This window comes from Clostridium gasigenes, assembly GCF_017348895.1.
Lineage (GTDB): Bacteria > Bacillota > Clostridia > Clostridiales > Clostridiaceae > Clostridium > Clostridium gasigenes.
Genome location: NZ_CP071376.1, coordinates 3,359,723 through 3,370,987, shown reverse-complemented (window position 1 = coordinate 3,370,987; position 11,265 = coordinate 3,359,723). Strand labels below are relative to the sequence as shown.

10 protein-coding genes are annotated in these 11,265 nt (G+C 28.6%); all 10 read left to right on the top strand.

The window, feature by feature from the left end:
- Position 1: 1 nt before the first annotated feature.
- The 10 genes from J1C67_RS15780 to J1C67_RS15735 all read left to right on the top strand — a co-directional run bounded on the left by J1C67_RS15780 (position 2) and on the right by J1C67_RS15735 (position 11,170).
- Positions 2 to 1,090 (top strand): 4Fe-4S binding protein, encoded by a 1,089-nt coding sequence (locus J1C67_RS15780; RefSeq protein WP_089966227.1) that lies wholly within the window; start codon positions 2 to 4, stop codon positions 1,088 to 1,090.
- Positions 1,091 to 1,382: 292 nt separating this feature from the next.
- A complete protein-coding gene (xdh, locus tag J1C67_RS15775) occupies positions 1,383 to 3,935 on the top strand; it encodes a selenium-dependent xanthine dehydrogenase (protein ID WP_167865146.1) in 2,553 nt (850 codons plus the stop codon).
- A gap of 66 nt (positions 3,936 to 4,001) precedes the next feature.
- Positions 4,002 to 4,379, top strand: a complete 378-nt coding sequence (locus J1C67_RS15770) for a RidA family protein (RefSeq protein WP_089966224.1) — start codon at positions 4,002 to 4,004, stop codon at positions 4,377 to 4,379.
- Between the two features lie 220 nt (positions 4,380 to 4,599).
- Positions 4,600 to 5,037 (top strand): MarR family winged helix-turn-helix transcriptional regulator, encoded by a 438-nt coding sequence (locus tag J1C67_RS15765; RefSeq protein WP_089966222.1) that lies wholly within the window; start codon positions 4,600 to 4,602, stop codon positions 5,035 to 5,037.
- Positions 5,038 to 5,063: 26 nt separating this feature from the next.
- The gene (locus J1C67_RS15760) at positions 5,064 to 5,981 is read left to right on the top strand and encodes a DUF5692 family protein (RefSeq protein WP_167865145.1); all 918 of its coding nucleotides are present in this window, start codon (positions 5,064 to 5,066) and stop codon (positions 5,979 to 5,981) included.
- Between the two features lie 182 nt (positions 5,982 to 6,163).
- Positions 6,164 to 6,931: a GDSL-type esterase/lipase family protein gene (locus J1C67_RS15755; protein ID WP_167865144.1), complete on the top strand. Its 768-nt coding sequence runs from the start codon at positions 6,164 to 6,166 to the stop codon at positions 6,929 to 6,931.
- Between the two features lie 26 nt (positions 6,932 to 6,957).
- Positions 6,958 to 7,437 (top strand): DUF4358 domain-containing protein, encoded by a 480-nt coding sequence (locus J1C67_RS15750; protein WP_089966217.1) that lies wholly within the window; start codon positions 6,958 to 6,960, stop codon positions 7,435 to 7,437.
- A gap of 73 nt (positions 7,438 to 7,510) precedes the next feature.
- A complete protein-coding gene (locus J1C67_RS15745) occupies positions 7,511 to 8,917 on the top strand; it encodes an MBOAT family O-acyltransferase (protein ID WP_167865143.1) in 1,407 nt (468 codons plus the stop codon).
- 24 nt (positions 8,918 to 8,941) lie between these two features.
- Positions 8,942 to 10,132 carry a DHHW family protein gene (locus J1C67_RS15740; protein WP_244980254.1) on the top strand — a complete coding sequence of 397 codons (1,191 nt, stop codon included), beginning with the start codon at positions 8,942 to 8,944 and terminating at the stop codon, positions 10,130 to 10,132.
- 216 nt (positions 10,133 to 10,348) lie between these two features.
- Positions 10,349 to 11,170: a metalloprotease family protein gene (locus J1C67_RS15735; protein ID WP_089966213.1), complete on the top strand. Its 822-nt coding sequence runs from the start codon at positions 10,349 to 10,351 to the stop codon at positions 11,168 to 11,170.
- Positions 11,171 to 11,265 lie beyond the last annotated feature (95 nt).

Here is an 11,265-nt window from a genome sequence, read left to right as displayed (position 1 = left end):
TATGGCAAATTTAAAAGTTAATATATTAGGGATGGAGTTTGATAATCCAATATTCACAGCAGCGGGACCTGGAGCAAAAGATGGAGACTTATGCGTTCTAGCAGTAAAGGGTGGAGCTGGAGGATTGGTTACAAAAACAATTTCAGTGGAACCTGCACCAGTTCCAAGACCATGTATGGCAAAAACAAATGCAGGTTTTTTAAATACAGAGCTTTGGTCAGAACTTCCAAAAGAGCAGTGGATAGAAAAAGAGTATAAAAGAGCAAAGGAAGCCGGAGTACCAATGATAGTAAGCATGGGTTATACTGCAGAGCAAATAAAAAAAGTTGCTCCACTTGTAAGACCATATGCAGATGCTGTAGAACTATCAACTCATTATGTTGGAACTGATGTTGCTCCAATAGTTGAAGCTATGAAGGCGGCTAAGGCTGCATTAGATTGCCCAGTGTTTATGAAAATGAGTCCTCATACAGATATTCAAAAAATAGCTAAAGCATTAGAAGAAGCTGGAGCAGATGGACTTGTAATGATAAATTCATTAGGACCTTGTATGGCTATTGATGTGGAAACTGGATATCCAATTATGGGAAGTGAAAATGGATATGGATGGTTATCAGGATCAGCAGTGAAACCAGTAGCTATTAGAAATATTTATGATGCCTCTAAGGTGATAAATATACCAATAATAGGAGTTGGTGGAATTACTTGTGGAAGAGATGCTGCCGAAATGTTAATGGCTGGAGCACAATCAGTACAAGTTTGTACAGAAGCAATTTTAAAAGGTCCAGGGGTTTATGGAAAAATTGCTAAAGAATTAAATGAATTTTTAGATAGTCATGGATATAAAGATGTAAATGAAATAATTGGGCTAGCACACAAGAAATCTGAAGAAAGAAACTTCAGAGTAGAAGCCATAGCACCTACTGTAAAGCAGGAACTTTGTATAAAATGTGGACAATGTAAAGTAAGTTGTGTATATGAGGCTATAGAGGTTGGAGAAAAATTAATTATTGATAAGGAAAAATGTTTTGGATGTGGGTTATGTGTAACTAGATGTCCAAAGAAAGCTTTATCAATACAATATAATTAAAAGGACAACCAGTAATGGCAATTGCACTTAAAGGCGGAATTGATACTCATACCATTTTTATTTAGAATTGCCTAATTTCAAAACCTCAGATAATTTCCAAAGTGTTACCAAAGCAGCAATCGCTCCTTTGGTAACACTCCCATAATAGATTTTGTAAATTGTCATAGAAGGGAAAATTATATGATTAATTATAAAGATAAAAAGGTTTATGGATAAAAATGAATTTCAAGAAAATGAACATTTAGGCAAGTATATGGAAAGAAGAAGTTTTGAATTTGAGAGGTGATTAATAATGTTTGAATTTACTGTAAATGGAGAAAAAAAAGTAACAGATGAAAATAAAAATATATTAAAGTTTTTAAGAGAGGATTGTAGTATTACCTCAGTTAAAAACGGTTGCTCAGAAGGTGCTTGTGGTACCTGTATGATTTTATTAGATGGAAAAGCAATAAAAGCATGTTTATTAACTACAGAAAAAATTAATGGAAAAAATATTAATACTATAGAATCACTTACTGAAAGAGAAAAAGATGCATTTGCTTATGCATTTACTGAAGCTGGGGCTGTACAATGTGGTTTTTGTATCCCAGGTATGGTAATTAGTGCAAAAGGCTTATTTAACAAAAATTTAGATCCTAGTAGGGAAGAAGTGAAAAAGGCTTTAATAGGAAATATATGTAGGTGTACAGGATATGTGAAAATTGAAGAAGCAGTTTTAATGGCGGCAGAAATATTAAGAGAAAATAAAGAGGTCCCAAAGGTAGCTTGTAAAGGCTTAGTAGGGGAAAGAATGGGAAGAATTGATGCTCATGATAAGACATTGGGAACTGCAGAATATACAGATGATATAAGGTTTCCTGGAATGATATATGGCGTGGCATTAAGAACTAAATATCCTAGAGCGCTAGTAAAAAATATTGATATAAGTGAAGCTGAAAAATTAGACGGGGTTATAAAAATTGTAACAGCTAAGGATATTGAAGGTGAAAGATATTTAGGTCATATAAAAAAAGATTGGCCAGTCTTAATTGATATAGGTGAGGAAACTAGATATTTAGGAGATGCTTTAGCTTTAGTAGCGGCTGAAAGTGAAGAAATAGGAAGATTAGCTTTAGATAAAATAAAGGTGGATTATTGTGAACTTACTCCAATTACATCACCAGAGGAAGGTCTTAAAGAAGATGCGCCTAAAATACACAAATCAGGAAATATATTATCACATGAGCATTTAATAAGAGGAAATGCAGAAGAGGTAATTGAAAAATCAAAATATAAAGTAACATATAGATATAAAGTTCCTTTTACAGAACATGCATTTTTAGAACCAGAATGTACAGTTGCAGTATCTGATGGAGATGAATTAATAGTATATACAGGATCTCAAAGTATATATGATGAATTACGTGAAATTGGATCATTATTAGAATTAGGTGATGATAAATTAAGAATAGTCTCTAAGTATGTTGGAGGCGGTTTTGGTGGTAAAGAAGATATGAGTTGTCAACATCATGCAGCTCTACTAGCTCATATTACTAAAAGAACTGTGAAAATGTGCTTAGGTAGAAAAGAAAGCCTTATAGTAGATACTAAAAGACATGCAATGGATATGGAAGTAACAACCGCTTGTGATGAAAATGGTATATTAACTGCTATGAAAGCAAAGATAATTTCAGATACAGGAGCTTATGCATCATTAGGAGGACCAGTACTACAAAGAGCATGTACACATGCGGCAGGACCTTATAACTATCAAAATATAGATATAGAAGGAACTGCAGTATATACTAATAATTGTGTAGGAGGTGCCTTTAGAGGCTTTGGGGTTACCCAATCAAACTTTGCAACAGAATGTAATATAAATAAATTAGCTGAAATGGTTGGTATAGATGATTTTGAAATGAGATTTATAAATGCAATTAGACCAGGACAAGTTCTTCCAAATGGACAAGTTGCAGATGAAGGAACTGCATTAATCGAAACTTTAGAAGCAGTTAAAGATATTTATTATAAGAATAAAGGAAAAGCAGGAGTGGCTTGTGCATTTAAAAATGCAGGTATAGGGGTAGGATTGCCGGATGTAGGTAGATGTAAGATAAAGATTGAAAATGGAAAGATACACATAAGAACATCAGCAGCCTGTATAGGACAAGGACTTGGAACTATACTAGTGCAAATAGTAGGAGAAGTATTAAGGATTAATCCTTCAGAAATAGTGCATGAAATGCCAGATACTAGAATTACCCCAAATTCAGGAACAACTACAGCTTCAAGGCAAACAGTGTTTACTGGAGAGGCAACTAAAATAGCAGCACTTAAGTTAAAGGAAGAATTAATTAAAAAAACCTTGATTGAGTTAGAGGGGTTAGAATTTATAGGCGAATACTCTGGAGTTACTGATAAGATGGGCAGTGAAAAAGAACATCCTGTAAGCCATGTTGCCTATGGTTATGCAACACAAGTAGTGATTTTAGATGAAAATGGAAAGCTAAATAAAGTTGTGGCAGCTCATGATGTAGGTAGAGCTATTAATCCTAAAAATGTAGAAGGACAAATTGAGGGTGGAGTAGTAATGGGATTAGGTTATGCTTTAACTGAAGATTATAAATTAGAAAATTCGGTGCCTAAAGCAAAATTTGGAACACTTGGATTATTAAGAGCTACTCAAATTCCTAAAATAGAATCTATTATTATAGAAAAAAATAGCCAAGAGTTATCCTTTGGGTCAAAAGGTGTTGGGGAAATAACATGTGTTCCTACAGCTGCCGCAGTTCAAGGGGCTTATTACAAGTTAGATAAAATATTTAGAACAGAACTACCTTTGAAAAATACTTTTTATAAAAAATAATATTTAAAGATAATGGAAACTCAGTAATATCTAACTACAAAACTTATTATAAAAGGAGAGATTAACATGAAAAAAATAATTAATACAGTAAATGCACCAGCAGCAATAGGACCATATTCACAAGGGGTAATTATAGGTGATTTAGTATATACATCAGGACAATTACCTATAAATCCTCAAACAAAAGTTATGGAGAGCGAAATAAAATCCGCAACTAAGCAAAGTTTAGAAAATTGCAAAGCAATTTTAGAAAGTGCTGGTACAAATCTTGATAATGTAATTAAAACTATGGTTTTTGTAAAAGATTTAAAGGATTTTGCTTTAGTAAATGAAGTATATGCAGAATATTTCACAAAGAATTTTCCAGCAAGAAGCTGTGTGCAAGTTGCAAAATTACCATTAGATGCGATGATAGAGATAGAAGTAATCGCTACATTAAAATAGTATTAAATGGTGAGGTAGGCTAATCTACCTCACCATTTTTATATTATAAAATGGATTTAACTAATTTCTAACTAGGAGATTTAATATCCTAGTTTATTATAATAATTAAGTGTTTAGAAGTTTTTATTGACAGTCTATTTTTAGAGGAGTATGATAGAAATAAATAAATTGTGCACAATTTAATTTATAACAACTTAATTCGTAAATGGAGGGAAACATTATGGTTAGTGATAAAAATTTAATTCTAGAAAATCAACTTAGTTTCATAATGTATGCCTGTTCAAAGGAAACTATAAAACGTTATAAATCATATCTTAAGAACGTAGATCTAACATATACTCAATATATTGCTATGTTGGTTTTATGGAATGGAGATAATATTACGGTTAATGAATTAGGAAGAAAATTATATCTTGATTCAGGTACTATAACGCCCCTTTTAAAAAAACTTGAAAGTAAGGGCTTGGTAGAACGAGCTCGTGATATCAGTGATGAGAGGAATGTTTTTGTACGGGTAACTCCAATTGGTCAGCAGCTTAAAGAAAAGGTAAGAAATATACCAGAAAATATTCTAGAAGATACAGGGATACCTATGTCAGAAGCAAATGATATATTGGTAGATTTAAAATCTGTATTAGAAAGAGTTAATCAAAAATAATAAAAGAAGTAGATGGAGGAGTAAAAATGTTTTTATTTGAATCGATACCTTGGTATTCAGTAGTAATATGGGTTTTAGTGATTGGAGGATTAATGCTTTCCAATGAATTAGCTCGTAGAAATAAATATATAGCTATTATATCATTTATAATTTTACCAATAATATTACCATTTGCAGTTTGGAAAAATACAGCTGGTCCAGGCTCTAGTGTAGGATCTTGGTTCCATTGGGCAAAAGTATATTCAGCATTAGCAGGATGTTTAGGATTTATGGCTTTACGTTATAGTAAAAAATTAAGTAAAAACAAATATCTTTTAGCATTCCCTGCAATAATATTAGCAGTTAATATTATGGAAGCGGTTATTCGTGATTTCCAATGCTATAGCTTCAATGGCGTAGTTGATGGAATGCTTATGATTGGTGGACCATGGAATATAATGAATGGTATTGCAGGTATTCTGAATATCATAACTATTTCAGGTTTCGTTGGAATATTTATTGGGAAAGATAAAAATAAGGACATGCTGTGGCCAGATCAACTTTGGTTCTGGATAATTGCATATGATTTTTGGAACTTTGCATATGTGTATAATTGTGTATCTGATCACGCATTTTATGCGGGAGCAGCCTTATTATTATCATGTACAATTCCAGCTTTCTTTATAAAAAAAGGGACTTGGTTACAAAGTCGTGCACAAACTTTAGCATTTTGGATGATGTTTGTTATGTCATTCCCAAGCTTTGTTGATACTTCAAAGTTTGCTGTTAAGTCATCACATAATGAAACAGCATTATTTATAGTAAGTGCAATATCTTTAGCTGCAAATATAGCGGTATTTGGATATCATTTCTATAAGGTATTTAAGAATAAACGTAACCCATTAACACAAGAAATTCATACAGATTTAGATGCTTATAAACAAATAGTTAATGAAAATAAATAATATAAAATAAAAAGGCGATTCGTAATGAATCGCCTTTTTATTTTATATTATATTTGAAAGTTAATTTTTTATAATAAATATGTAAATCTTTTGTAACCTAAGTACAGAGTTATTATATTAAGATAATTAGGGATATTTAAAAGAATATGTCGAAAAATAAAAGAAGATAAGAGGGAGAAGTGATGAAAAGAACAATCTTATTGGTAATGAGTGGAATATTGATTTTTTCTATAATTAAGGGTGCAATCAATGGTATTGATAATAAAAGCTTTAATGAAAATAATTTTATAGGTAAAGAAATTTTAGTTCAATTAGAACAAAGAAATTTAAGCGATGTAGAAAATGAAATTGATACATATAAGAATAAGTATTTTCAAGATAAGGATGCACAGGAAGATAGATTTAATCAAACTCAAGGAGAAGAAAATAATAGCAAGTATTTTCAAAGTACAATTTTTATGGGAGATTCCATTACTGAAGGCTTATCAGAATTAGGAGTAATAGAAGAATATAACGTATTGGTTAATAAAGGGGATACAGTAATTAAAGCTATTAATACCATAGATACTTTAACAAACCTTAATCCTAAAAATGTAGTTTTATTATATGGTATGAATGATGTCATAGAATTTGATAATTCTATGAAGTTTAAAGAAAAGTATATTGAACTTGTTAATGAAATAAAAAAAGTTTTACCAAATACAAAAATATATTTAATTTCACCCCTTTCTGTAATGGATAAGGCAGTTAATATAAATGAGAGATTAACAAATAGTAATCTAGATGAATTTAGAGAGAAGGCACAGGAAGTTGTTACAGAAACAGGCATTAATTATGTTGATATAGAAACAAAAATAAATAAAAAAGATTACTTACATGAAAAAGATGGAATACATTTTAAATATGAATTTTATTTAATTTGGTTAGATTATCTTAAAGAATATATTTAAAAATTAATTGTAATTGAGGGAAGGTTATGAAAAAAAGTACATATAAAAAATATTATTTAATACAAATAATTATAATAGTAGTGATATTTATAGGGCTATATCCTATTGTTAAGGTAAGACAAGCTAATATGGATGATATTAGAAATAGTATAGAAAAAAGTGTTAGTTTAGATAGAATGGATATGGGAAATGAAAAAATTCTCAAAAAATTATATTACATAAATATAAAGGATTTAGAAGATTTTATTTATTATGCTCCAAAGAGTAATATGGATGAAGATGAAATTCTAGTTTTAAAGGTTAAAGATGAAAAAAACATACCAATTATTAAGAGTCAAATTCAGAAGAGAATAGATAAAAAGGCAGAAAGTTTTAAAAATTATAGACCTGAAAAGTATGAAATAATTAAAAATGCTGTATTGGAAGATGAAGGTCAATATTTAATATTTATAATTTCACAGGATTCTTATAATATAAAAGAGGCTATAAAAAAAGACTTTAAGTAAGATAAAAGAAAATATATCACAATGTGACTGTTTATTTTTCAGAAATTTTCAAGAGGGAATTGGAGGGTTAACTTTGGTTTTTAGTAGTTTAATATTTTTATTTATATTTTTACCAGCAGTTTTAATTTTACATTATATTGTACCTAGTGTAGGAAAAAATTTTATAATACTTATATCAAGTGTAATATTTTATGCTTGGGGAGAACCCCAGTACATATATCTAATTTTAATCTCCATATTAATAAATTATTTTGGAGGATTATTAATTAGAAAAAATCATAAAGATGAAGAGAAACATAAATTTATATTTATAACATTAATTATTATAGATCTTAGTATTTTATTATTTTTCAAATATTATGGATTCTTAATAGAAAATATTAATAATTTATTAGGTGTGAGTTTACATATAAGAAATTTGCCATTACCTTTAGGGATATCTTTTTTCACTTTCCAGTTAATATCTTATGTAGCAGATGTTTATACAGAAAGGGTAAAACCACAAAAAAATATAATAGATTTTGGTGCTTATATTCTTATGTTTCCACAATTAGTAGCTGGACCTATAATACAATATAGTGATGTGGAAAAACAATTAAAGAATAGAAAAAAAAGTTTGGATAAATTTGGGGAGGGGGCCAGAAGGTTTATTATAGGCTTAGGGAAAAAGGTTATTATAGCAAACAATGTATCTATAATATGGACAGAAGTTAAAAACTTACCATTAGAAAATATATCAATTGTATCTGCATGGCTAGGGATTGGTGCATTTACATTACAAATTTATTTTGATTTTAGTGGGTATTCAGATATGGCAGTAGGTCTTGGAAAGATGTTTGGGTTTGATTTTATTGAAAATTTTAATTTCCCGTACACTTCAAAAAGTGTAACGGAATTTTGGAGAAGATGGAATATATCTTTAGGTTCTTGGTTTAGAGAATATATGTACATACCCTTAGGTGGTAATAGAAGCGGATTAGTTATTCAATTTAGAAATTTAATGATAGTGTGGTTTGCAACTGGACTTTGGCATGGAGCAAGCTGGAATTTTATATTTTGGGGGTTATATTTTGGGCTGATAATATTCGCTGAAAAAATATTTTTAGGAAATATTTTAAAGAGAATACCGGATGTGTTTAATCATATGTACACCATGGTTATTGTAATTGTAGGATGGGTGTTTTTTGATACAGATAGCATTTCTTCAGCAATAGGATATATTGGAGTAATGTTTGGTTTTGGAAATAATCTATTTATAAATAATATGGATAAGTATATAGTTTATACAAACTTCTTAATATTAGCTGTAGCAATAATAGCTTGCACACAATTAAGTATAAAAAGTAATAAGAAAATAAATGTCAATTTTAAAAAAATGGATTTGAAATTAATTATAGTTATACAAACTTTGATTTTAATAGTTAGCATAGCCTTTTTAGTGAGTGAAAGTTATAATCCGTTCTTATACTTTAGGTTTTAGGATCTGGAAGACGAGGTGTTTTTATTGAAAAAAACAAATAGAAAACCATATAGTATATATATGAAAGAAAAAAAAATTAGAAAATTTAATAGAAGTCTTAATGCAATAATAACTATTGTTTTTATTGGAGTTATTTTCACAATAACTATATTTGGAATTTTTAAAAATGATAAAGAATTTTCAGAACAGGAAAATAGAAATTTAAGTAAGAAACCTGAATTTACTTTAAAATCTTTTGTAAACAGAGATTTTTCTAGAGAATATACAAGTTATATATCTGACCAATTCCCAGGTAGAAATATTTTTGTGGCTATTAAAGGAAATATAGATAAATTATTAGGAAAAAATAAAAGTAATAATGTATATATAGGGAAGAATAATCAGCTTATAAACAATTTTAAAGAGGAAAATCAAGAGGAAACTAATGAAAAAATTAAGGCTATTAATGATTTTTTTGAAAAACATAAGAGTCTAAGCACTGCTTTTATGTTAGTGCCTACGGCAAGCAAGGTTTTAGAAGAAAAGCTACCTAAATATGCACCTATTGACGATGAATTAGAGTATATAGATAAATTACAGGATGGGTTAAATTCTAATATTAAATTTATAAATCCATATAAAAATTTATATGATAATAGAGATAAATATATTTATTATAAAACGGATCATCATTGGACCAGTAAAGGGGCTTATATTGGTTATAGGACAATGTGTAGTGAATTAGGATTAATAGCAAAGGAGGAAGATTATTTTACTATAGAAAAGGTAACTGATTCTTTTAGTGGTAGTTTATCCTCAAAAATAGGATTGGAAAGTAAAGAAGCGGATGAAGTAGAAGTTTATTTTAATACTAATGATAAAGTTTTAGTAAATTATATAACAGAACAAAAAAAGGGCACTAGTCTTTTTGATAGTACAGCATTAAATAAAAAAGATAAGTATGAAGTATTTACTGGGGGAAATCACCCTCTTATAAATATTAAAACACTACAAGATCCGGAAAAGAAACTATTAATTATAAAAGATTCCTATGCAAATAGTTTTTTACCATTTTTAACTTCTCACTATGGAGAAATAAATGTGGTAGATTTAAGATATTATGCTGATGATTTAGAAAAATTAATAAATGATAAAGAGATAACAGATGTAATGTTTTTATATAATGTAAATACTTTTAATGAGGATGATTCTATCTTAAATCTTAATGACTACTAATAGTATTAAATGTATTATGATAATGATTAGGGAGCTTCAAAAAAATAATAAGTCATAAATCTTGACTTATTATTTTATTTAGGCTCCCTTAATAGATTCTTAAAAAAGAATAATTTATAATATTGAAGAAATTAAAAAGAAATAATGTTAATATAAATTACACATATAAATATAATAGTATTATGTTTATAAATAAAAATAGATGGAGTAGGTATTATGATAATAGAAATATTAAAATTAAGTAGTTTATTTTCGCTTGGAATAATAGGAGCATTTATTACATTAGGATTACTAATTGGATGGATTGAAGGTATAAGTAATAGAACTATTCAGTTAAGATTTGGTAGAAAAGCTGTAATAGTTACTGGAATTATTGGAACTACTATCCATGAATTTAGTCATTATATAATGTGCAAGTTATTTGGGCATAAGGTTAATTCTGTTAAGTGGTTTTCTATTTCGGCGAATGAAAGCTCTGAACTAGGATATGTGTCACATTCTTATAATAAGAAAAATATATATCAAAGAGTTGGGAATTTTTTTATAGGGGTAGCACCTATAGTAGTTGGGACAGTAATTTTAGTAGCGTGCTTTTATATACTAATGCCAGAAAGTTTTAATGATATTTATAGTAGGGTTAATATTAAAGAGTATGTGTTAGATAGTAATGACTTTAACATTAAAGGCTTTTTTTATGTTTTATTTAGTAATTTGACTATAATAGTAAAAAAAATATTTGTAGCAAAAAATCTAATTAATATTAGGTTTTGGATTTACTTATTTATAGCAGTATCAATAAGCACGCATATGTCTTTAAGTAAAGCAGATTTAAAAAATTCTATAGATGGTATATTTGCTATAGTTATATTAAGTGTTATAGGAAGTATTATTGCTATTACATTAAATTTTAATATTGATAGCATTATACATAATCTTTTAATATTAAATTGTATAGTAATAAGCTTTATTTCAATAGGAGTTTTATTTTCAGTAGTAGCTTTAATCATAATAAAGATAATTTGTGCCATAAAGATATAGGCAGTTTAATACAAATATAGAATTTAAAGTTAAAGCTTTTAAAAAATAATTGACCGATGTAATTATATAATGGCAAATAAATAATTGTAAATAAA

Excerpts from the sequence above, each read along its gene's own strand:
- J1C67_RS15760 (WP_167865145.1), top strand. The coding sequence starts at position 5,064 with ATGTTTTTATTTGAATCGATACCTTGGTATTCAGTAGTAATATGGGTT.
- xdh (WP_167865146.1), top strand. The coding sequence starts at position 1,383 with ATGTTTGAATTTACTGTAAATGGAGAAAAAAAAGTAACAGATGAAAAT.
- J1C67_RS15770 (WP_089966224.1), top strand. The coding sequence starts at position 4,002 with ATGAAAAAAATAATTAATACAGTAAATGCACCAGCAGCAATAGGACCA.
- J1C67_RS15735 (WP_089966213.1), top strand. The coding sequence starts at position 10,349 with ATGATAATAGAAATATTAAAATTAAGTAGTTTATTTTCGCTTGGAATA.
- J1C67_RS15780 (WP_089966227.1), top strand. The coding sequence starts at position 2 with ATGGCAAATTTAAAAGTTAATATATTAGGGATGGAGTTTGATAATCCA.
- J1C67_RS15765 (WP_089966222.1), top strand. The coding sequence starts at position 4,600 with ATGGTTAGTGATAAAAATTTAATTCTAGAAAATCAACTTAGTTTCATA.
- J1C67_RS15755 (WP_167865144.1), top strand. The coding sequence starts at position 6,164 with ATGAAAAGAACAATCTTATTGGTAATGAGTGGAATATTGATTTTTTCT.
- J1C67_RS15750 (WP_089966217.1), top strand. The coding sequence starts at position 6,958 with ATGAAAAAAAGTACATATAAAAAATATTATTTAATACAAATAATTATA.